Consider the following 22,585-nt stretch of genomic DNA (forward strand, 5'->3'; position numbering starts at 1 on the left):
AAAGATAACATATAACACAACTAACATTGGTCATTTAAGATTTATTGTTCTATTAAACCTAGTATGTAAATGACCTATATAGCAAGGGTCATTTATTTGATATAGAAAACAGTTGTAAAAGCTATACATATCACACAACTAACATTGGTCATTTAAATTTTTATAAAAATAGCCGCAAAACCATCACTTAACTCATTTTAAGAAAAGTCAATAGCTAAATAAGACTTTTTGAGCTATTTTGAAACAAATAAATGACACATAGGGTCTAAATTTAGTGACCCATCACAGCACTGTTAACATCATCTAAACGCGCATCAAATATATCTTGAGACTTTTCGATCTTGGCTCCATGCTTATACAATGTTCCGATGTTGCCCTTAGTTTTAGTCAGGCGATCGTGTTGTGCTGTAACGACTTGCGCTACTTTCTTTTGAACGCTAATTGTCTTTTTAAAAAATCCAAAGACCATATCAATACCTACTAAAAGAGCAATACATATCAACATGTATTGCTCTTATTCTTAGTCTATTTGAGCATCTTAAAACTACGCAAAGGCCCTCTAAGGGACTTAACTAAAGCTTAGTGTATGCTTGAGTAAGGCTGTGCTAGTTAAAGAAACTCTTAAGCTTAGAAATACCTTGCATGGCCATACTTGATGCAGAGAAGTAGTCTAAAGCTTCAAGGCCCTTTTGGATCATCTCAAGCTCTTCAGTTTCGAGGTCATTCTTGAGTCTATAAACAGTAATGACTTCACCAGAAGAGTTAAGATCCTCGCCTTTCTCGTAGAACTGAATGATCAAAGAGTAGAGTTTCTTCTTAGTAGCGTCTTGAGTCAGAACACTTAAGCGTTCTTCGTCTAAGAGGCGAGGAATAGACTGTTTAATAGCCAAGCAGTTAACTTTGTTGGAGTTTTGCACCATGGATGCACCGCTATCAGACATACGCTTAATACGAGCCATTAGATTATTAAGCTTGTCTAAAACAGTCTCAAGCTCTTCAGTTTGAGCATCATAGCGAGCCATTAGGTCAGTGTATTGATTGGTGAAGAATCTGATGTCCTCAATGATAAGGTTGATGGTCTTGTTGAGCTGATTACATACAGCATACAGCATCAACTCTTTCTTCTTACGCTTTTCGATATCGCTCTTACCAGAAAGGATATCAACGCCTTTCTTAGCACCATAGCCAATTACTAACAGAGCACCTATGCCAGTAACCATTCCAGAAAGACCAAACAGACCGCCTAAGCCAAGTGCTGCTAAACCAGAGCTAATACCTGCAGCTGATAGACCTACAACAGAACCTGAAAAGTACAAAGCTGCAATTGGAACGCCGACACCTGCAGCTGAAGAAATTACAGCACGCATGCCGTTTTCTAAACCTGAGTCATCAACGTTGTCATCGAATAGCTTTTCATCAGATTCAATTGCATCAATGTAGAACTCAATCTGCTCTTGAGAGATCTTGAACTCTTTAACATAGCGACTGATAGTTGGGCTTTGATCCCAAGTAAGATTTGAGGTTTTGCCAAGCACATAGATCATGTCTTTGCCAAGGGAGTGGATGATTTCTACCCTAGCAGCCTCATCAAGTTGAGGTAACACGCCCCTGATTATATCCACTGCTGACTCACTGGTGTTATTGAAGAAAATAAGTTTTTGTCTAATATCAGTAGGAAGGTTGAGTCTAGCAATTAACGCATAGATCTCACAAAACTCTGCACTTGAGATTTGGCCATCATCCATGAACAGAGAAATGATCGCTTTGACATAGGCAATACGAATCTCTTCTGGCATGTCTTCAAGTGGAATGCGCTTGATGAGACTCTCTTTTTCTTCAGCAGCTTTTTCTTCTTGAGGGCGCTGTACAGCATTAATGATCGAGTTGATAAGCTTGGCTGTTTCCAGAATTTCAAGCTGGAAAATATCAAAGCTATGCACATAGCCAGTATTCAATTCAATTTCTAAATATCTACTGACCTTAACCTCGTCCTTATCTCTTTTGGTAACGAGTTTCTCTCTTGCCTCTTTGATTAAAGTGTATGGAAGTCTACGAGAGTCTTCGAGAAGTTCTTTGATGTACAAGCTGTCATTGCTAAAGAGAAGACAATCAGTTGCACTGCCAAAGAGAGTTAAGTCTACGATCATGTAAACATCTTCGACATCACATGTGTTACCTGTGCCTCCCTTGATGGCTCCATTGAGCTTCTTTTCAGGAATGTTTGGCGAGATAAACGCTTTTTCTGAAATGCTTGAACCGTGTTGAGTGATGATCTCGTAGACAGATCCAGTGTATAAGTCTTTAGGTCTGACTTTGTCGATGCTAGTGGATGACATAATATCTCCATTACCAATTGCGAAGATGTACGGATGTGAGAGTGTTAGAGCTTAAACATTAAGTAACTAAGGATTGGTGTTTGGAACTATTCAATAGCCTAGTAAGTTAGGTAGGTCGTTAACACTATTCACATTGCAGCAAAATCTGCTGGCAAATCATGGCTTATTATTGAAAGTTGGTTGGTTTTGAAACCGTTACATAAAGTGCATTTCTTTCAAGTAATGATGTCATGTTTGCTATCCTAGATACTACATAAGAATAATTGTTATAGTCAAACTAAACTTGTAAAAGTTTGTAAAGCGTCTCGTTTTTATAACAGTATGCTAGAGAGATTTGATATCGACTGATAACGCACTATAGTGTGACATTGCATTCAGGCTTTTGAATAGTTAGTTGAACATGCTTGTTATGGGATGTGAAAGGCATTCTTATGTGGCATGATGAAACTTTCTTATTAAGTTAGAGTCTGTTTTTTGGTAGCATACAATCCACAAAATTCCATCAGTTTTTCTTTGGAGTGGCAATGACCTCTGCAGTTTGGAACCTTCTCTTTTTCTGTATTGCGCTTGGCATCCTTGTGACCATTCATGAGGGCGGTCATTACTTTGCTGCTCGCTTATGCAAGGTGAAGGTCTATCGCTTTGCCTTAGGTTTTGGTCCTGTTATCTACCGACGTATATTGCGTAATGGTACTGAGTTTGCCATTTGTCTTTTGCCTTTAGGCGGATATGTGAAGATGAAAGGTGAGTACGACGATAAAGAAGAGGAGCAAGACTCTACCTCATCAACTCGCAAAGGTTCATTCTTTACTAGCAAAGATCATAAAGATGCGTCTGTAGATGGAACGGAGCAAAGTAAAGATGGCGTGATAGAGACAGACTTTGCGCATATCGTTACTTCCCAAGATGTAAATGTAGAAGATCTTAAAGACTCTTATGCTAAGCAAGATGATGATCTAAATGATAGCTTTGATCAGAAGACTATAGGTCAGAGGGCTTTTATTATTGCTGCAGGCCCTTTGTCTAACATGTTGCTTGCTGTAGTCTTATTCTGGCTTGCCTTCATGATGGGTGTGTCAGGTCTTAAGTCTGTAGTTGGCGAAGTGATTCCTGGAACTATTGCTGCCGAGTCAGGTTTCAAAGAGTATGACTTCATCAAGAGTATTGATGGTAAAAGCCTTGATAATTGGCGCGATGCCTCAGTAGAACTTATTTCAGGTATTGGTTCTAAAGTAGATGTAACAGTACAAGAAGACTTAGGTAAAGGCCCTGAGCGTAAGTTAGTACTTGACCTTAGTGGTATCGAGTTAAGCCGTAACACTGCATTTTTTGATGAGATTGGTCTTAATTATTGTGTAGGCAAGATTGAGCGCAAGATTTTCTTAGCCGATAAGGAAAACTCAGCTGCAGCTAAGGCTGGTCTTAAAGATGGCGATATCGTCTTGGCTGTGAATGGTGTTCCTTGTGATACGTGGTATGCCGTAAGTCGTGCGCTGCGTAACTCAGGCTTTGACGGTACGGATATTACTGTTTTAAGAAACGGCCAAGAGATTACCTTTAACGTTATTCCAAGCAAGATGGAGCGTAAGGGTCAAAAAGAGCCTAGCCCATTTTTCGGCATTGGCGTAGAGGTTGAGCCAATTCCTGAGCTTTACAGTACCTTTAGCTATGGTCCTGTGGAGGCTATGGTTCATGCATATCGTGAGACTTTGAAGTTCTCTACTTTTATTTTCACGACTTTAAACAAGTTAATTACAGGTCATATCAACGCCGATAATATTTCAGGCCCAATTGCTATTGCTCAAGGAGCGGGCGAATCAGCTGAATCTGGCTTAACTTACTTTTTGCAGTTCTTAGCCATGTTATCGGTAAACTTAGGTATCTTGAACTTACTGCCAATTCCAATATTAGATGGCGGACAGCTTATTTTCCTAGCCTATGAAAAGGTTGTAGGCAAAAAGCTTAACCCTGCCATGCAAAACTCACTGCTCTATTTAGGCTTATGTCTACTGCTTGGATTTACATTCTTAGCAATTTTTAATGACATCGCCTTTCTTTAGGGTACAATAGCGGATTTAGCGATGATCGGTCTTGTGTAGACGAAGCTTCACTGCTGTTAAATGAGGTTTATACCTTAGTTGACACTAAAGCACAGGCCTTTAAGGTCGCGCAGTGCCTGTAGTTTTTACTCAGGTAGCACTGACTGTTATAAATATCCTGAATAGAAGTGACGAGCTTTTGCAGCCTTTACTTATTGGAAAAGTCTGCCAAGAAAGGTAAATGTTTAACTTTTGTTAAATCCATCCCTTGGCCATGAAGTTCAGTGATTGGCTTTAGAATAAGTTTTGGCAAATAGCTCATTTTCCTATGATAAGGATAATGAAGCGGTCGTATAATTAGCTGCGGTTACCTCAACTCTTTTTAACTCTGGATTGAAGATGTCAACAGATAACAAGCACTTTAAAAGCACTCTTTTAAGCGGACTTGCAGTGGGCGTATTGGCTGTTATGGCCTCTAGCTCATCAGCCGCCCCTCAGACTGCCCTTAATACTGGCTCCATGGTTAGTGACAACGTTAAAGCTGTAAACGGTGTCACCGTACAGGATATTCGCGTTCGTGGTCTTAACCGTGTAAGTCTTGGTGCTGTGCTGCTGGCTATGCCTATTCGCCAAGGCGACGTATTAACCTCCGACAATGTTGCTCAGTCTTTAAAGCGTTTATATGCTACTGGTAACTTCTCAGATGTTTCTTTAGGTCTTGATGGCAATACTTTAGTTGTTAATGTTCAAGAGCTGCCAACCATTGGTGCTATTACCTTTGCTGGTAATGAACAGATTCAAGAAGAAGCTCTGAGAAATGTAGTTGAGCAGCAGGGCTTACGCGCTGGTGAACCAATCAATATCCAGACCTTAAGCCAGATTGAGCAAAGCTTAGTTGATTTCTATCACTCAGCAGGTATGTACACTGCTGAGGTTAAGCCTGTTTTAACTTACCTGCCACGTAATCGTGTGGACATTAAGCTCGAGTTTTATGAGGGTAAGGCAGCAGCTATCGATCAGATCAACATCGTCGGTAACAAGGCATTTACTGAAGATGAGTTATTAGCCCAGATGGAGCTGCGCGATGATGTTCCTTGGTGGAATGTTATGGCCAACTCTCGCTACGAGACTCAGAAGTTCACTGGCGATCTTGAGAAGCTGCGCTCTTACTACATGGATCGTGGTTATGTACGTTTTAACGTAGACTCCACTCAAGTATCTGTAACTCCAGATAAGAAGAGCTTATACCTCTCTGTAGCTGTGACCGAAGGCGATCAGTACACTATCGGTAACTACACCTTACAAGGCGACGTCTTAAAGTATGGTCCACAGCTTAAAGAGCTGATTACTTTAGAGAAGGGCGCTGTTTATTCTGCTCGTGAAGTAACTAATACTGAGAAGGTTTTAACTAACTTCTTAGGTAAGTATGGCTATGCCAACTCCAAGGTAGTTGCTATCCCTGAGTACGATGAGGACAACAAGGTCGTAAACCTCAACTTCATGGTTGATCCAGGTGAGCGCATCTATGTAACTCAGGTAAATATTAAGGGTAACGTCTCTACAGACGACACTGTTATCCGTCGTGAGTTAAATCAGATGGACAACACTTGGCTCTCTAACGAAGCTGTTGAGCAGTCCAAGCGTCGTTTAAATAGAACTGGTTTCTTCGAGACTGCAGATATCAACACTAAGCGTAATGGTGTAGCAACTGACACTGTTAGCTTAGAGACTGTAGTTAAAGAGCAGCCAACTGGCTCTATTCAAGGTGGTATTGGTTACGGTACTTCCTCAGGCTTTATGATTCAGGCCGGTATTTCCCAGAACAACGTATTTGGTTGGGGTACCCGTGCTAACATTTCAGCCTACCAAAATGACTTCCGTGAGCACATTGAAGTTGGTTATACCGATCCATACTTCCTCATCGATCAAATCTCTTTAGGTGCCAGAGTTTACTTTGACTCATTCCATGGTGATGATGCAGACGTTGTTTCTTATGACAATGAGCAAATCGGTTTAGATATTTCTACTGGTTATGCCCTGTCCGATAACCTCTACATCACTTATACCGCTGGTGTTCAGCAGATGGACATCACCTCCAATAAGTTCTTCTTACAGGCTATCGACTTCTGGAGAACATATGGTGAGGGTAATCTTAATAATGAGTTCTTAAACTTCACCTTTGCTATTAACCTGAACCGTAATAACTTAGACCGTACCGTCTTCCCAACTTCCGGTTCTCGTCAGAATTTAAGCTTATTTACTACTCTGCCAAGCATCTCAGACTTACAGTACTACAAGCTTGATGCTCAGACCTTCCATTACTTCCCACTCAATGACGAGCACAGCTTCGTGTTCTCTATCCGTGGTCGTGTAGCTTATGGTGATGGTTACGGTAATGTAGATGGCTTAAAGCAGAAGTTACCATTCTTCGATAACTTCTACTTAGGTGGTGATCAGTGGTTACGTGGCTTCAAGCGTAATAGTGTTGGTCCACGTGCTCTGTACCACAGCTCGAAGGATACTCTGACCATTGATGATGATGATAATTTAGGTGGTAACGCTCTGTGGGCTGCATCAGCTGAGATTATCTTCCCAACTCCATTTGTGGCTGAGGCTTATCGTTCACAGGTTCGTACCGCCGTCTTTGTTGATGCCGGTGCTCTGTGGGATACTAACTCGAATGAGTACACAGCAGGCTATAAGAATGCCCCTGACTACTCTAGCCCAAATAACTACTCAGCATCAGCTGGTGTATCTTTAACCTGGATGTCACCTGTTGGCCCTCTGTCATTCTCACTGTCTAAGCCAATTGTTAAGCAAGATGGTGACGATGATGAGTTCTTCAGCTTCGACATCGGTGGTCGTTTCTAAGATCTCTTAGATAAGACCAACAAGGCGTGGGATGGCATAGTTAAACTTGCATGCAATCCCCGTCTTGTAGTGGGGCTTAAAAGTATATTGCGTCTTATTGTGCAAATAATGATAGCTATATCCAAGCTCAAATATAGCTCTAGGCCTGAGCAAAAAAAACTTGTACAGGCCTAAAGCAGGCTCTTTGGCAAAGTCTGAGAGCCTCCTAGCCATATGTAATACGTATAAGTCCTTCTAGGCTCAAGCAGCATGCGTATGGCCTTCTAGGCACATGCACAAGTGTATGGCCTACTATAACAACGTAGTGCAATAGCGTTGTCCAAAAGATTTTGCTTTTCATCCGTACATGCTTACAGCTTATTGTCTGTTAAATAGTCACAGCTCTTAAGAAAATAAGCTAGTTTTATAAGACAAGCCTAATTTTAGTGACCTATACTGTAGCTACATGGATGTAAGTGATTAAGCTACTGCAGTTAATGTAGTATCATCAAACCAACATATTTTTCCTTGCTTTTGCTCGGGCAGTACTCTAAGGCTTACTAAAGATGGACTGTCGGTGCATCAATACCGCCAAATAACGGTTTCAGGAGTATTCTAAATGTTCAAGAAAGCTTTATTAGCCTCTGCCTTAAGTGTTGCTTTATTAGGTGCTGTTGGTCCAGCTGTAGCTGCTGAGGCTGCTAAGACCCCTACTGTTGCAGTAATTAACTTACCTCTCATCATGAATGAGATTCCTCAGGCTAAAGAGGTTGAGAAGCGTTTAAACAAGGAATTCTCTTCTCGTGAGCAAGAGCTGCAGAAGATGCAAGAGAAGGGCGCTAAGTTAGGTCAGGACATTAACTCTGGCAAGTACAAGGGCAACGAACTTACCGCTAAGCAGCGTGAGATTGCTCAGCTTCAGGCTGACTTCCAGTTAAAGGCTCGTGCACTGCAAGAAGATCAGCAAAAGCGCGTTCAAGAAGAGAACCGTAAGTTAGCCGTTGCTGTACAGAAGGCTATCGACTCAATTGCTGCTGAGCGTGGTATTGACCTCGTTTTACGTGGTGAGGCTATTGCTTACACCATCAGTGCTTTAGACATCTCTTCAGATGTTATCAAGCGTGTTTCTGCTGCTAAGGGCAAGAAGTAATTTAGACTCATAGCTAAGTTACTTTAGATTATAGGCTCATGAAATATTCCCAATAATGTGAGCTTATAATGCTTAGAAGATGAATTTATGAGGAGCGCCCACGTACGAGCCTAACATGAGGCTACGACGCTGGGCGCAATTTTTGTCGGAACAGTGAAAAGGTAGAGTGCAATGTTAGTAAAAGACATAGCTGCCAAGCTCAATGCCGAGGTAATCGGAGACGGCGATATTGATATCGTTAGAGTTGCTAACTTAAAGACAGCCAAGGCAGGTGAAATCAGTTTCCTGTCCGACATTAAGTACCGTGATGTATTAGATGACTCTCAAGCATCTTGCATCATGATCAAGCCTGAGTTTAAAGATCATGTAAAAGGCTGCGCCATTGTTACAGCAGATCCTTATCTTGCTTTTGCATTAGTCTCACAAATGCTTGATACCACTCCAGCTATTGCTTGTGGAATTCATCCAACTGCCTATGTCGCTGAGGGTGCAAAACTTGGTAACAACGTAAGCTTAGGTGCTCACGTAGTTATCGAAAGCGGTGCAGTGATTGGTGATAATGTACAGATTGGCGCAAACTGTGTTATCGGACCAAATGCTCAAATTGGAGAGGGAACCAAGCTCTATCCTTTAGTCAGCCTCTATCATGATTGCGTTATTGGTAAGTACTGCTTAATTCAGTCAGGTACTGTCATTGGCTCTGATGGCTTTGGCTATGCTAACGATAAAGGCAAGTGGGTTAAGATTCCTCAGACTGGCCGTGTGCTGATCGGTGATTACACTGAGATTGGTGCTAATACTTGTATTGATCGTGGTGCCTTAGATGACACCGTGATTGAGGGTAACTGCATCATCGACAATCTCTGTCAGATTGCTCATAACGTTAAGATTGGCTTTGGTACTGCAGTTGCTGGCGGCACTACCTTCGCAGGCTCAGTTACTATTGGTAAGTACTGCATAATTGGTGGTACTTCGGTATTTAACGGCCATATTACTATTGCTGATCAAGTTACCATCTCTGGTATGTGCATGGTGATGCGCTCTATTAAAGAGCCAAAGTCTGTATACTCTTCAGGTATTCCTGCTCAGACTAATGCCGAGTGGCGTAAAACTGCTTCACGCGTCTTACATATTAACGATATGTATCGTCGCCTTATGGATCTTGAAAAGCAGGTCAAAGAACTAAAGTCTGATAAGCAAGACGACTAATCAAGAATACAAATTAAGCTGCGCTTTTACATCGCACGTCCTTACACGCTGCAAAGATCCGCGCATAGCATATTCATGGTCAAAGCTCATCCTTTGACCATATATACTGTGCTCCATGTCTAAGTCACGGATGCATTGTTTGATAAACTGTCAAACAGCTCATATTTAATCTCTCATGAGCTTGTAAGACATCTTAAGGCTAGCTGAGCTTCTAGTTGCATCTTGCCTAGGCTACGATATAGGCGCAAGGGGTGTGTGTCTAAGTATAAAGAGACATAACTTTTAGCTAGCAGAGCGCTTGCTGATTGCATCTTAAGATCTGCGGTAATTGATATTTTGTGTAAAATATCGAGTGCAATATGCTGTGTTTCGCAGTTGAATTATTATCAAAAGCTTAAAAAAATCAGAGTTTCCTTATACAATGCATGGGCTGAAATCAGCACTTACCTTACAAAATTAGTAGCTTTATGCAAAGAATCTCATCATTAGAACGTATAATGTGGGATTGTAATTTTAAGAGCATTCAAAAATGCTTCTTTAAAGGAGCTATTTGATAGCGGCTGCGTGTTTCAGCCGATACGGGTAACTTGTTAACCGTATGAGATTTGGCGAGATTAATTTGGGTTCTACAAGCTCACGTTAGCTACGCCATGAAGTTCACGCCGTAATCGTAAGATTTGGCGGAAATAATTCACGAGCAATAAATGCCTCACACATAGAGGCTGCCCTTATCTTGGGTGTAATGCTTATTACTCTGCTTAATTAGCAGCTTGTTGGCAGTGGGTATTGCAACATATATCTTAAATAAAGATATGGTGTTTGAAGTGAATGTCCAGTGCCAACAGGCTGTAGCTTTTCCAATTATCAAGGTGGATACAAGTGACTTCTAACGAGAACAACGAAAAGAAGACCCTCAACGTCGAACAGATCATGGAGCTTCTGCCACATCGTTATCCTTTCTTAATGATCGATAAGGTTTTAGATTACTCCATTACTGAGGAGCACAAGACCTTAAAGGCAGTTAAGAACGTAACTTTCAATGAGCCAAACTTCACTGGCCACTTCCCGGGCAAGCCAATTTTCCCTGGCGTTCTTATTTTAGAAGCTATGGCACAGGCCACTGGCGTTCTCGCTTTCACCATGGTTGGTAAGCCAGAGCCAGGTGAGCTCTACTACTTTGCCTCTGTAGACAATGCACGTTTCCGTCGCCCTGTAGTACCAGGTGATCAGCTCATTATTGATGTTGAGTTCTTAAAGGAGCGTCGTGGCATCGCATCATTCAAGGGTGTAGCCACTGTAGACGGTGAAGTCGTCTGTTCTGCTGATTTAATGTGTGCAAAGGTTAAGAGCTAATTTAAGCCTTTTCAACACTTTTATACGGTACCTCGCGCCTAATAATGTAGCTGCAGGTAGCTTAGTACTTACAAAAAAACTAAGCTCTCCAAGCAACATATGATGGTATGTCCTCGTAGCTAACTTGCACATACTTAAGCCTAAGCTTACGATTATCATGTGCAAGCGTGCCTAAGATCGCGAGTAAGCTTTATAAGCAGAAATTGCTCATAGTGCTTGAGTATCTTGTTGTGTAGACTCATCAAAGCACATAGGCTCATATAGCTATGAGATGTGCAGGGTAGCTTAAGTTTGTTAAGTCTTAAGCATCAAAGCACTCTCAGCGCATGCTCGATAAATGCGTATAGCTAAAAGGCCTTGTAAAACTACCATAGTCATAAGATCACGCAACTTGCTATAGCTAAATAACTTGTAGAACTTTAGTCAAATTTGTTTGCCACTGAGGCAGACAAGTGATGATCTTGTGATCTTTAGGGTGTAATTCATTGTTTTGCTATGTTTAAGCTATGCAATGAATGACATACTAAATCATGCTATCCATCAGAAAGTGCAACTGATGATGCTCTTTACATGTTCTGCTATACCGTATAACGCAGTCCGTTTTTAATTTGCTCACAAAGTGGCAGGTCTATAAGCTCAAGGCTTATTGTGTGTCTGGTTGATCGTGCCTGAGCAAAACAATTTTCTTTTCCTGAGGGTGACAACATGGCAAACGAAAGCGCACCAAAGGCTGAGTTAACAGGTTGCAAAGCATTCCCATTAAGCTTTGATTTTCCTGGTGAGCCTCAGATTGCTTCATCAGCTACTATTGCTTCAAGCGCAATCATTCGCGGCAACGTTAAGATTGGTGAAAACGTTGTCATTCGTGACCACGTCATCATCGAAGGAGAGGTCACTATCGGAGATGGCTGCGTAATTGAGCCGTTTTGCGTATTCCACGGCCCAAGCGAGATTGGTGCAAACAATCACTTCTATCAGTTCTGCTCTATTGGTGAGCACTGCCAAGATCTTAAGTATTTAGGCGAGAACACTAAGCTGTTTATTGGTGATGACAATACTTTCCGCGAGCATTGCACTGTGCATCGTGGTACCACTCAGGGTATTAATGAGACTCGTATTGGTTCTCACAATCTCTTCATGGTCAACGCACACGTTGCCCATGACTGTGTGATTGGTGATCACTGTATCTTTGCAAATAACGCAACCTTAGCAGGTCACGTAACCATCGGTGATTACGTAATCTTTGGTGGATTGTCTGCAATTCACCAGTTCGGTCGCGTAGGCTCACATGCTTTTGTGGCCGGTATGGCTGCCTTAAATATGGACGTGCCTCCATATGTTATGGCTGCAGGTCACTATGCTAAGCCATTTGGTATTAACAAAGTAGGTTTAGCTCGTCGTGGCTTTACTGACAGTGCTGTCAGTGCCATTAAGAAAGCTTACATGATCATCTACCATAAGCACTTAACCATTGAAGAGGCTATTCCACAGTTAGAAGAGTTAGCCCAAAAGGAAAGTGCAGTTCAGCCATTACTTGATTTCATCAAGGAAAACGGTCGCGGCATCGTAAGATAAGCAGACTCTAGCAAGCTACAGTAGTACGTAACTAGCCGATTACGTTTAAGTTAGCTGCTTTTTTTAATCATAGCCATAGCTAAATGGATTGTCGTTTCAGTTAATGCTTAATAGCCATGCCACTAAATTTTGTATGTGGCGGCTGATAAGCTAGTATCTTAAAAAAAGCTAGATCCTGGCATTTCACATAAGCACCGAGGCACAAACAACTACATTTGCTTTGAGTAAAGGTTTCTCGATGACTGAAGAAGTTTCTACCACCCCGCACCTTTACGCCATCATCGCTGGAGAGGTTTCTGGAGACACATTAGGTGCTGGCCTGATGAAGGCTATTAAGCGCTATGATCCTGAAGCCAAATTCATTGGTATTGGCGGCGAAAAGATGTCCAAGTGCGGCATGGTATCAGCCTTTGATATGAAAGAACTTTCAGTCATGGGTGTGTTTGAAGTCGCAGCTCATCTTATTCCGATCTTAAGAATCAGAAAGAAGATTACCGATATCCTCCTCAAGGCACGTCCGTGCGTAATGATCGGTATTGATTCGCCAGATTTCAATTTATATGTGGAAGGTAAGCTTAAGAAAGCCGGTATTAAAACTATCCACTATGTAAGTCCATCGGTGTGGGCTTGGAGAGAAAAGCGCATTGAGAAGATTAAGGCCTCATGTGATGAGGTATTAGCTCTCCTGCCTTTTGAAAAAGACTTCTACGATCAGCATGATATGCCTTGTACTTATGTTGGTCATACTCTAGCTAACTCAATTCCTTTAATCATCGATCAAGATGTAGCTCGTGAGCGTTGCGGCTTATATAAGCATTGTGTAGATACTGTCGATGGCAAGGTCTTAGCTATATTGCCAGGCTCCCGTCGTGGTGTTATCTCACGCATGATGCCAATTTATGCACGTACTGCTAAGCTCTTACACGAGAAGATTCCAGATCTTACCTTCATCTCTGTAGCTGCAGATCGTGATACTGCTTTGCTCATTAAAGATTTATGGTTAGAGCAAGCCCCGCAGATTTCTATTACTGTCTTTGTTGGCAATGGTCGTGATGTGATCGCCTCTGCTGATGCATGTTTGCTTACCTGCGGAACTATCGCATTTGAGGCAATGCTGCTTAAGACCCCAATGACTGTGGCGTACCGTGTCTCATGGTTAACTGCAGCCATTGCTCGCCGTCTCTTGAAAGTCTCCATGTATTCTCTGCCAAACTTACTGGCTAAAAAAGAGATTGTCCGTGAGATGATTCAGGAGGATTGCACTCCAATTAAGCTAGCTCATGAGTGCATTAAGCTCTTAACTTCAGATAACTTAATGATGAAGAAAGAGTTTGCCTCTATCCATGGTGCTATTCGTACTAATGCTGATGATTTAGCAGCTCGTACTGTCTTCAAGCTAATTGGCCAAGAACAGCTTACTCGTGGTTTACTTGAGTCTTCAGTAGGAAAGAACGATAGCAACAGCAATGAAAGTGAACTGCTTACAGCAAGTAACGGCAAAGCTTTAGAGTCTAAGAGTAGCTCTAAAGACGAGCGTAGCAGCAAATCTAATAAGCGTCGTAAGACTAAGGCAAAAGAACAAGCTTACGTAGCTGAACCAAAGGTAAATGAAGCTGCCCCATTGGATACTAAAGTAGCTAGTGAGGCAATGAGTGAGCAACCATCTCAAGCTCCTGCAGAAAAGCCAAAAACAAAGGGCGGTTCAAGCTACAAGGACTTCTTTAAAAAGCGTCGTTTAGCTCAGGAAGCTCAAAATAAGAAGGATGCACTCAAGAACGAGACAGTAGCAAATAACAATACTTCTACAGATACGGCGCTCAATTCAAAAGAAGCATCTGCTATCAAGAGTAAGTCTCCTGCAAAGCCTGATGCAGCTGATGTAAAAGACGATCTTACTGTAGAGTCAGTTCACAAGCGTACTGATAGCACTAAGGAAAAGGATGAGGCCGTATCATCTGCTAGTGCCAAGCCAACCTTAAAGGAATCAGCCAAATCTGCAGTGTCTGATCTTGGTATTGCTATTCGCATCAAGAGTCCACGCAAAAACAAGAATGCTAATCGTACTTTACAACACGATCGCATTTAGGCTCTAAACAAATTCTCGCTACAGCAGGCATGTAAGATCTACATGCCTGTTGCGTTTTTAGCGACCCAAAACGCAGAGCATCCAATAATCTAACTCAAAGTATCTTTGCATGACGAAAGCGATAGCTAGTCTAAGTAGACATAAATGCAGCTAGATAGTGCCAAAGATAAGCAAGGATCATATTGAGGCGTAGAATAGGTATAAGCCAATTATCTGAGTGTGTGTCGCAAATGCATACAATCTCTCGAGGTGTTTATGGCCAGAACAAAGAAGAAATCTCAAGCTGATAGTCATTACTCACAAGGCAATCTCTTGGATGCATGTGAGCAGGGCCAAGATCAAGCTAACGCAATAGATCTTGGAGATCTATTTGCACACCAAGGTGAAGGAGATCAGAGCGATCTTGATAATAGTTTTGCTGCAGCTTTAAAGCGTCAGCAAGAGAAAAAAGAGAGCCAAAGTATGCAGGTATCAGATAGTGCCAACGCAATTAACGATACGCAAGCACAGAGAGCTGCTTCACCAAAGAGATCACGCAAAGGCACAACCACAGCAAAAGAGAGTGTGACTAGCAAAGAGGCTAAGAGTACACGTAAGAAAAAGTCTACTATCATGCCGCCTTTTGATTACCCAATTGATCCTGTGACTAACGTTATTTGTGGTGTTGATGAAGCCGGTCGTGGTCCGCTTATGGGAGATGTGGTTGCTGCATGTGTGGTGCTTGATCATAACAATATGATCCCTGGTCTTAATGACTCTAAGAAGCTCACAGAAAAAGCTCGTGATGAGCTGGCTGTCTTAATTAAAGAAAAGGCTATAGCATGGGGTATTGGACGAGCCTCTCCTGAGGAGATTGACGAGTTTAATATCCTTAACGCTACTTACATTGCAATGGGGCGTGCCTATATTGCAATGAAGAAGCGCTGTAACTTAGCTTTAATTGATGGCAATCGTATTCCTAAGACCTTAGCAGAACAGGGCATTGTCTGTGAAACCGTGGTAAAGGGTGACTCGAAGGTGCCAGAGATCGCAGCTGCTTCAATCCTTGCTAAGACTGCTCGTGATGCCGATATGTATGAGCTCGATAAACTCTTCCCTCAGTACCACTTTGCCAAGCACAAGGGCTATCCAACAGCAGAGCATCTTGAGATCTTACAAAAACTGCCACTCTTAGATATCTACAGGATGTCCTTTGGCCCGGTTAAACGTATTCTTGAGCAAAAGGCAACTAACCCTCAATACTAAAAGCTCATCAAGCTCAAAAGATCAAAAGATCATCAAGATCAAAAGAGCTTCAATAACAAAAGATCATAAAGATCAAACGAGCTCCTGTAACAATAGATCTCTACGATCAAAAGACCGCCGGGAGCCAAAGATCACCAATAACCAAATGGCAAAGCCGCTAATCGCATGTTCAAAATGCCAGCATTAAGATTTATTTGCTCATGTTGTGCAGCTGATCGGGCGTTTTTGTTAATAAAGATGCTGCTTAAGTACTGGTTTTAGGAACTTATTTTGTGTCGCAAAGCCGCATGTATACGACGCTTGCGAGATCTACATGTTCTTTGTATGGATTTACAAAGCGTTTTCTAGTAAAGTATCCAATATTTTGTTTGTAGAAGTGCAGCTGTAATATCGTTTACAACTGCGTTAAATAGGCAATTGGAGCCCAATGGCCTTAAAAGACGCTGTAATAATTTAGTCTTGAACTAATGGCAGCGCCTTAACCGGTTTCGAGCAGAGGAGCATTCCTCTGATGTGTTGCTTTGGCAACGCTAAGCAAGAAATCACTTCGTTGTTGCTTAAAGGGAGATAGTGCTGCTACTGCAATAAACCAAGTAAAACATGCTACGAGCATGGCCTTGTTTGCAGATGCGCACTGATTTTTGCTGATGAACATTAACTATCTGGAATTTGAACAGCCGATTGCTGACTTATTAGCTCACATTGAGGAGCTTAAGAGATTAAGCACCACTGTCGGCAATGACGTTGATTTATCCAAAGAGTTAGAACAGCTCCAGAAGAAGAATGTTGAGCTCACTAAGAAGCTCTATTCATCTTTAAGCGCATGGCAGATTTCTCAGCTGTCTCGCCATCCAATGCGTCCTTACACCATGGACTATGTAAGCCGCATCTTCACCGACTTCCAAGAGCTTGCTGGTGATCGTGCCTTTGCTGATGATAAGGCAATCATTGGCGGTATGGCTCGTATCGATGGTATTCCTGTAATGCTTATCGGTCATCAGAAAGGTCGTGACACCAAAGAGCGTACTATGCGTAACTTCGGTATGCCACGTCCAGAAGGCTATCGCAAGGCTATGCGTCTTATGAAGTTAGCTGAGCGTTTTAACATGCCTATCATTACTTTCATTGATACTCCAGGTGCATATCCTGGTGTGGGCGCAGAAGAGCGTTCTCAGGCAGGTGCTATCGCTGAAAGCTTACGCTTGATGAGCGATCTTAAGGTTCCAGTTATCTGTACCGTTATCGGTGAGGGTGGCTCTGGTGGCGCTTTAGCTATTGGTGTTGGCGATCGCGTTAACATGCTGCAGTATTCAACTTACTCAGTAATTTCTCCAGAAGGCTGTGCCTCTATTCTGTGGAAGAGTGCTGAAAAGGCCTCTTTAGCTGCTGAAGCTATGAACATTACTGCTGATAAGGTTAAGGGCTTAGATCTTATCGATGAGATCGTTCCAGAGCCTTTAGGCGGCGCTCACCGTGACTATGACACCATGGCAGAAAACCTCAAGGCAGTCTTACTCCGTGAGATCAAAGAAGTTGCTGCCTTAGATGAAGTAGATCGTCTCAATCAGCGCTTTGCTCGCCTAATGAGCTTTGGCTACTGCTAATCAACAAATACTAAGCAGCTTACTAAGGCACAAATATAAGTCTATAGCTGCATTGCTTAAGCGCCTGATTGCCTAACCGCTCTCAGGCGCTTTTGTTTTCCACTCAATAAAATCCCATCCAACGCATCACATTCAGCTCACATTGCATCAACTCGAGCTCACAACTCATAATCACCGCATTTTAGCCATTAAATCACAAGCTATTAAGCGTCTTATAATCCACTCTATACCAATAAACACAAGTCAAATCTTTTAGCTAAACTCGGTAGAGCTGTAATAACTATCGTGTATTTGGCTAAAGTGGATAGTATTCAGAATTTCTCAAGATTTTACTTGGTGTTGTATCTATTCAAATCTACACTAAAAGCCGATATCTACGCTAATCTTTATACATGTGCTTATGTTTAATAATGTGAATTTGTTTGATATTTATTGGTATGTTAAGAAACTGTTTCAAGTTTACTTTAGGCTAATAAACAGTATTTAAATCACAGCTGATGCTGTAAGGCATTATGCCCCATCGGCTTGTATATGAGTCTCGTAAAAGTTAAAACACAATACCTCTCAAGATCAAAACAAGAGCATGTTCAGATCATGACATATAGCTACCCTGACGAGGATATAAATTGCGATTATATAAGTAGGTTATGATAAGAAAATTCAAAAATCTTGATGCAATGTGTGCGATGCAACAAGTACTTTGACTTAGTCACAAGACCGTTAGTTTTCTTCTCATAACTGCCTAATCAAGCTACAGTGGAGTATCCATCATGGCAGTATATGTAAATACAAACTACAGCGCTCTTCAAGGCCAAAGATACTTAGGCAACGTCCAGAATTCTTTAACCACTACCTATCAGCGCTTATCATCAGGCCTTCGTATCAATAGCGCCAAAGACGACGCTGCAGGTCTCCAGATCGCCGATCGCTTAACATCCCAGATCAACGGCCTCAACCAAGGCAACCGCAATGCATCTGACGGTATCGCACTTGCCCAGACTATTGAGTCAGGTATGGACGAGATCTCTGGCATGCTGCAGAAGATTCGTACCTTAGCAGTTCAGGCATCTAATGGTACTAACACTGCTGAAGATCGTGCAGCACTAGCTAAAGAGGCATCTGCATTAGTTGCAGAAATGGATCGTATTGCTGAGCAGACTACTTATGGTGGTAAGAGTGTATTAGAAGGTGGTACTGCAGACTCCATCTATACCACATCACAAACTCCATCAAAAGGCGGCAAAATGACCCTTCAAGTAGGCTCCAATAAGGGTGATACAATTTCTTTTGATGTAGCTTCTTTTGTTTTTTCAGCAATTGCTAAGGGTTTCAGTCTCGGCTTTAGAAAAAACGGTGACACTCTAAAAGAGGCATCAAAGGGTAATGCTATTCTTTTCTCCACTGCTTCAATGGCCCAAGATCTCATTAGTTCAGTAGATAGTATCATTGCGAATGTCGATGCACAGCGTGCCAATTTAGGTGCGATCCAGAACAGACTTGAGAGCTCTATCCGCAATCAGTCTAACGTTGCTGCTAATGAGGCTGACGCACGTTCACGTATTCGTGATGCTGATTTTGCTGAAGAGTCTGCAAACCTGTCACAGCAGTCCATCATTCAGCAGGCAGCTGCTTCTATGCTGATGCAGGCTAACACTCGTCCTCAGCTTGGCTTAAGCCTCTTAGGCTAATAGGAGCTAGCTTATGGCAGTATATGTAAATACAAATTACTCAGCTCTGCAGGGACAAAGATACTTAGGCAACGTCCAGAACCAGCTCACTACTACTTACCAGCGTTTATCAAGCGGTATGCGTATTAATAGCGCCAAAGATGACGCTGCTGGACTGCAGATCGCCGATCGCTTAACATCCCAGATTAATGGCCTCAACCAAGGCAACCGTAACGCATCTGATGGTATCGCTCTTGCCCAGACTATTGAGTCAGGCATGGACGAGATCTCAGGCATGCTTCAAAAGATCAGAACCTTAGCTGTTCAATCAGCAAATGGTACTAACACCTCAGAGGATAGAACAGCTCTGGGTAAAGAAATGGCAGCCTTAGCAACCGAAATCAACCGTATTTCAACACAAACAACCTTTGCTGGTAAAACTGTGTTGAATGGTAAGATTGATGGCTCTATCTACGAAACCCCAGCAGCCGGTGGCGGCGGTGGCGGCGGCGGTGGCGGCGGCGGCGGTGGTGGTGGCGGCGGTGGCGGCGGCGGCGGTGGTGGCGGTGGCCAAAACGCTGTTGCTGGTGGCACCGGTGCCCTCACGCTACAAGTTGGTTCCAACAAAGGCGACACCATTACTTTTAAGGTCGACTCGGTTTATTTTTCCAAGATCGCAACAGATGGAGATCTTGTTGGTAATGGCAAGTTCTTCACTGTAGATAACAAGGGACAAGTATCGATTGATCTGACAAAGATTAAGTTTAATGGCGCTGGCGGTGGTCAGGGTGCTAATAAGGATATTGGCGACGTCATTAACCTTATGGATCAGGCAATCGCAAAGGTTGATGGCATGCGTGCCGACCTTGGCGCTTTGCAAAATCGTCTTGAGTCATCTATCCGCAACCAGTCTAACGTTGCTGCTAATGAAGCTGATGCACGCTCACGTATCCGTGATGCAGACTTTGCTGAAGAATCTGCAAATCTATCCCAGCAGTCCATCATTCAGCAGGCAGCTGCTTCTATGCTGATGCAGGCTAACACCCGTCCTCAGCTGGGCTTAAGCTTACTTGGCTAAGTGCTGCTCACTTGAATGTATCCCTTTAGCTTAGTTTTATAAGCTAAATGAGGCCGTCAAAGGTTGGAAATACTAACTTTTGGCGGCCTTTGTGTTTTTGGGGCCTGTATGAGTGTTCTAGATTGCAGGTGATATTCGTTTGGATGCGATATTTATCTGAGTTGTCACTTAAATTTCCAATATGCATGGGATCTGGGTTAGATCGTATTATCATATCTGCCACAAAGTAAGGCTGATGCGCTAAGGTAGGTTTGATGATGGCAATGGATGAGTTAAAACGAAATCTAGTTGATGCTGAATGCCGCTATAAAGTGGCTGTTCAGAACTTACGTGGCACGATGCAGCGTAAACAGATAGTAAACAAGCTAAATGACTCATCTGACCCAAGTAAGGTAGCTTCTTATCGAATATTAGGAAATGCCATGTATGCTGCGGAAAGTGGAATTGCCGCAATTAAGCCTATACGTGGTGTTCCTGAGGTTGATAGATGCGCCTTAGAATGCATCTCTGCCCTTGCAGAGCTTACTCACGCGCAGTTGCTGCACCATAATGCTTATGGTAAGAGAGTCGGTGTTGCTGATGAGTCTTCGGATGGGAGCAACTTAGCTTGTAGTTTAGCTTGTAGTGCTGGAGTAGAGCGTAAAGGGCTAATTAAGCGTCTCGTTACTGGCATGTCAGGAGGTGCTGATTCAACTTTAGCATTAGTGCTTTCTTGTGCGCTACGCGATCGCTATGGCTATGCAGTTACTGCAGTGCACTGTATTCATAGATTAGATCCTGATGATGACATTTGGCTCAGTAACAACATTGATGTTTGTCAGAAGTTAGGCGTAGAACTTAAGACGCCTGTGCTTAATATCGTGTATGGCAATGGCGTATCGCCTGAGGAAGTATCGCGTAATGAGCGTTATCGTGAGCTCATTAGTGAGGCATCAAGTGAGCATGATGCTTTAGTCTTTGGACATCAAGCAGATGATCAAACTGAATGTTTCCTTCTTGCATTAAAGCGCGGCTCTGGCCCACAAGGTCTTGGGGGTATGGGCTTTATACGCGAGGATGATCGTGGCTTAATTATCAGACCTTTGCTGATGCTGCATAAAGTTGAGGTTGAGCAGATCTTGGTATCTTCATCCATACCTTACGTCTACGATCTTTCTAATAGCTATTTAAAGTTTGAACGAAACTTTATGCGTTTAAAAGTATTGCCTCTTATGCGATCTCGTTTTGCTGGCGTGGATAAGGCAATCTTGAGATCTCAAGCTTTATGCGCAGCAGAGCATGACTTAGCAGAACGCTTTATTGAAAGTCAGATCTCCACTTATCTTAAGCAAGTAGATGATTATCCGCATTATTGCTTTGACTATAGCAAGCTAGATCTGACTGATCGTAACTTAAGTACCATGCTCTTAAGGGCATTTTTCAATAAGTATCTCAAGATCTCTGTTGAGCTAAATATCATTGAGCAGTGCTTAGAGTTGATGTCGCGGCCAAATGACAGTAACGGCCTAGTTAAGCTCAATGCATGTGGCCTTTTTGGTCATGATCTTATGATCTCAACTTTTGCTCAGAAGCTTTATGTTTATGAGTGCGATCCTTTAGAAGATTCATTAAAGAAGCGTCCCTCATCGCTGGCGTTTTTAGATGGCTGTGGCTATAGATTGGATATTGGATCAGCACTTACTCTGGGTTCTTATGAATATGCCTTGCATGAGCAGTTGGATAATGATTTTGATTGTGATGTAGTTGGGCGTATTGATCTTGATGTTCCAGGGGATGGAGTTTTTCTAGACTTTAGCTATACAGGATCACTCAAGCTAAAGCCGGTTAAAAGATCTCATTCTAGAGAGGTAAAGAAGATCTTCATTGAGCAAGGCGTTGCTCCGTGGCAGCGTGTGCGTCAGCCAATCGTGGTTGATGGCAAGGGCAATAAGTTAGCGCTAGGAACGGTGTGCTTGTTGGATCATTCATTAAGATCGGAGCAGTGTTCAAATATGGTTTCACGTAAGCTTAGCCTCACAATTAAGAGAAAAGCTTAGGTTGCGTCTGCAGACTATTATGAGAGATCTTGGGAGGCTTTGTAGATTCCTAAGATAAGATCTTAGATAGCTTTTGCAGACTATTATGAGAGATCTTGGGAGGCTTTGCAGATTCCTAAGATAAGATCTTAGATAGCTTTTGCAGACTCCTAAGATAAGATCTTAGATAGCTAGTACAGATGGGATTTTGAGATCGCCAAATATAAAGATGGCCTGACTAGATCTGCCTAGTCAGGCCGTCTTTTAACTGGGATAGTAGAATTCTGTTTTAGGCGAACACAATATGCGTTGTTCTTAACCTTGCTTGTATATATAGAGTGCTAAAAACTCTAAAAGTTCCAAAATTTATTAAACTTT

14 protein-coding genes are annotated in these 22,585 nt (G+C 42.4%); 12 read left to right on the top strand and 2 right to left on the bottom strand.

What is annotated here, in order from left to right:
• Positions 1–271: 271 nt before the first annotated feature.
• Both H524_RS0109295 and H524_RS16655 read right to left on the bottom strand, forming a co-directional pair.
• On the bottom strand, positions 272–505 hold the full coding sequence (locus tag H524_RS0109295) for a hypothetical protein (RefSeq protein WP_027940025.1): 234 nt from the start codon (positions 503–505) through the stop codon (positions 272–274).
• A 100-nt stretch (positions 506–605) separates the two neighbouring features.
• A complete protein-coding gene (locus H524_RS16655; protein WP_027940026.1) occupies positions 606–2,336 on the bottom strand; it encodes a hypothetical protein in 1,731 nt (576 codons plus the stop codon).
• Positions 2,337–2,860: 524 nt separating this feature from the next.
• Here H524_RS16655 and rseP point away from each other — a divergent pair.
• The 12 genes from rseP to tilS all read left to right on the top strand — a co-directional run bounded on the left by rseP (position 2,861) and on the right by tilS (position 22,228).
• A complete protein-coding gene (rseP, locus tag H524_RS0109305) occupies positions 2,861–4,396 on the top strand; it encodes an RIP metalloprotease RseP (RefSeq protein WP_027940027.1) in 1,536 nt (511 codons plus the stop codon).
• A gap of 378 nt (positions 4,397–4,774) precedes the next feature.
• Positions 4,775–7,246 carry an outer membrane protein assembly factor BamA gene (gene bamA, locus H524_RS0109310; RefSeq protein ID WP_052339020.1) on the top strand — a complete coding sequence of 824 codons (2,472 nt, stop codon included), beginning with the start codon at positions 4,775–4,777 and terminating at the stop codon, positions 7,244–7,246.
• A 598-nt stretch (positions 7,247–7,844) separates the two neighbouring features.
• Positions 7,845–8,375, top strand: a complete 531-nt coding sequence (locus H524_RS0109315; RefSeq protein ID WP_027940029.1) for an OmpH/Skp family outer membrane protein — start codon at positions 7,845–7,847, stop codon at positions 8,373–8,375.
• A 171-nt stretch (positions 8,376–8,546) separates the two neighbouring features.
• Positions 8,547–9,584, top strand: coding sequence for a UDP-3-O-(3-hydroxymyristoyl)glucosamine N-acyltransferase (lpxD, locus tag H524_RS0109320; protein ID WP_027940030.1), 1,038 nt, complete (start codon positions 8,547–8,549; stop codon positions 9,582–9,584).
• Positions 9,585–10,463: 879 nt separating this feature from the next.
• Complete coding sequence (gene fabZ, locus H524_RS0109325) at positions 10,464–10,937, top strand: 3-hydroxyacyl-ACP dehydratase FabZ (RefSeq protein ID WP_027940031.1); 474 nt, start codon at positions 10,464–10,466, stop codon at positions 10,935–10,937.
• Positions 10,938–11,642: 705 nt separating this feature from the next.
• Positions 11,643–12,512: an acyl-ACP--UDP-N-acetylglucosamine O-acyltransferase gene (lpxA, locus tag H524_RS0109330; RefSeq protein ID WP_084281736.1), complete on the top strand. Its 870-nt coding sequence runs from the start codon at positions 11,643–11,645 to the stop codon at positions 12,510–12,512.
• Between the two features lie 238 nt (positions 12,513–12,750).
• Positions 12,751–14,598, top strand: a complete 1,848-nt coding sequence (lpxB, locus tag H524_RS16660) for a lipid-A-disaccharide synthase (RefSeq protein WP_052339021.1) — start codon at positions 12,751–12,753, stop codon at positions 14,596–14,598.
• Positions 14,599–15,210: 612 nt separating this feature from the next.
• Entirely contained in the window at positions 15,211–15,843 is a 633-nt protein-coding gene (gene rnhB / locus H524_RS0109340) for a ribonuclease HII (RefSeq protein WP_027940033.1), read from the top strand.
• Between the two features lie 647 nt (positions 15,844–16,490).
• On the top strand, positions 16,491–17,447 hold the full coding sequence (gene accA, locus H524_RS0109350; protein ID WP_027940034.1) for an acetyl-CoA carboxylase carboxyl transferase subunit alpha: 957 nt from the start codon (positions 16,491–16,493) through the stop codon (positions 17,445–17,447).
• A gap of 770 nt (positions 17,448–18,217) precedes the next feature.
• Positions 18,218–19,135, top strand: a complete 918-nt coding sequence (locus H524_RS0109355) for a flagellin N-terminal helical domain-containing protein (protein WP_027940035.1) — start codon at positions 18,218–18,220, stop codon at positions 19,133–19,135.
• A gap of 13 nt (positions 19,136–19,148) precedes the next feature.
• Positions 19,149–20,192 carry a flagellin N-terminal helical domain-containing protein gene (locus H524_RS17875; RefSeq protein ID WP_027940036.1) on the top strand — a complete coding sequence of 348 codons (1,044 nt, stop codon included), beginning with the start codon at positions 19,149–19,151 and terminating at the stop codon, positions 20,190–20,192.
• Positions 20,193–20,446: 254 nt separating this feature from the next.
• Complete coding sequence (tilS, locus tag H524_RS0109365; RefSeq protein ID WP_027940037.1) at positions 20,447–22,228, top strand: tRNA lysidine(34) synthetase TilS; 1,782 nt, start codon at positions 20,447–20,449, stop codon at positions 22,226–22,228.
• The last annotated feature ends 357 nt before the right edge of the window (positions 22,229–22,585 follow it).

Source organism: Anaerobiospirillum succiniciproducens DSM 6400 (assembly GCF_000482845.1).
GTDB lineage: Bacteria > Pseudomonadota > Gammaproteobacteria > Enterobacterales > Succinivibrionaceae > Anaerobiospirillum > Anaerobiospirillum succiniciproducens.

What these genes read in the sequence shown, in the direction of transcription:
- lpxB (WP_052339021.1), top strand. Translation starts at nt 12,751, where the DNA reads ATGACTGAAGAAGTTTCTACCACCCCGCACCTTTACGCCATCATCGCT.
- H524_RS17875 (WP_027940036.1), top strand. Translation starts at nt 19,149, where the DNA reads ATGGCAGTATATGTAAATACAAATTACTCAGCTCTGCAGGGACAAAGA.
- bamA (WP_052339020.1), top strand. Translation starts at nt 4,775, where the DNA reads ATGTCAACAGATAACAAGCACTTTAAAAGCACTCTTTTAAGCGGACTT.
- H524_RS16655 (WP_027940026.1), bottom strand. Translation starts at nt 2,336, where the DNA reads ATGTCATCCACTAGCATCGACAAAGTCAGACCTAAAGACTTATACACT.
- accA (WP_027940034.1), top strand. Translation starts at nt 16,491, where the DNA reads ATGAACATTAACTATCTGGAATTTGAACAGCCGATTGCTGACTTATTA.
- H524_RS0109315 (WP_027940029.1), top strand. Translation starts at nt 7,845, where the DNA reads ATGTTCAAGAAAGCTTTATTAGCCTCTGCCTTAAGTGTTGCTTTATTA.
- lpxA (WP_084281736.1), top strand. Translation starts at nt 11,643, where the DNA reads ATGGCAAACGAAAGCGCACCAAAGGCTGAGTTAACAGGTTGCAAAGCA.
- lpxD (WP_027940030.1), top strand. Translation starts at nt 8,547, where the DNA reads ATGTTAGTAAAAGACATAGCTGCCAAGCTCAATGCCGAGGTAATCGGA.
- rseP (WP_027940027.1), top strand. Translation starts at nt 2,861, where the DNA reads ATGACCTCTGCAGTTTGGAACCTTCTCTTTTTCTGTATTGCGCTTGGC.
- H524_RS0109295 (WP_027940025.1), bottom strand. Translation starts at nt 505, where the DNA reads ATGTTGATATGTATTGCTCTTTTAGTAGGTATTGATATGGTCTTTGGA.
- H524_RS0109355 (WP_027940035.1), top strand. Translation starts at nt 18,218, where the DNA reads ATGGCAGTATATGTAAATACAAACTACAGCGCTCTTCAAGGCCAAAGA.
- rnhB (WP_027940033.1), top strand. Translation starts at nt 15,211, where the DNA reads ATGCCGCCTTTTGATTACCCAATTGATCCTGTGACTAACGTTATTTGT.
- tilS (WP_027940037.1), top strand. Translation starts at nt 20,447, where the DNA reads ATGATGGCAATGGATGAGTTAAAACGAAATCTAGTTGATGCTGAATGC.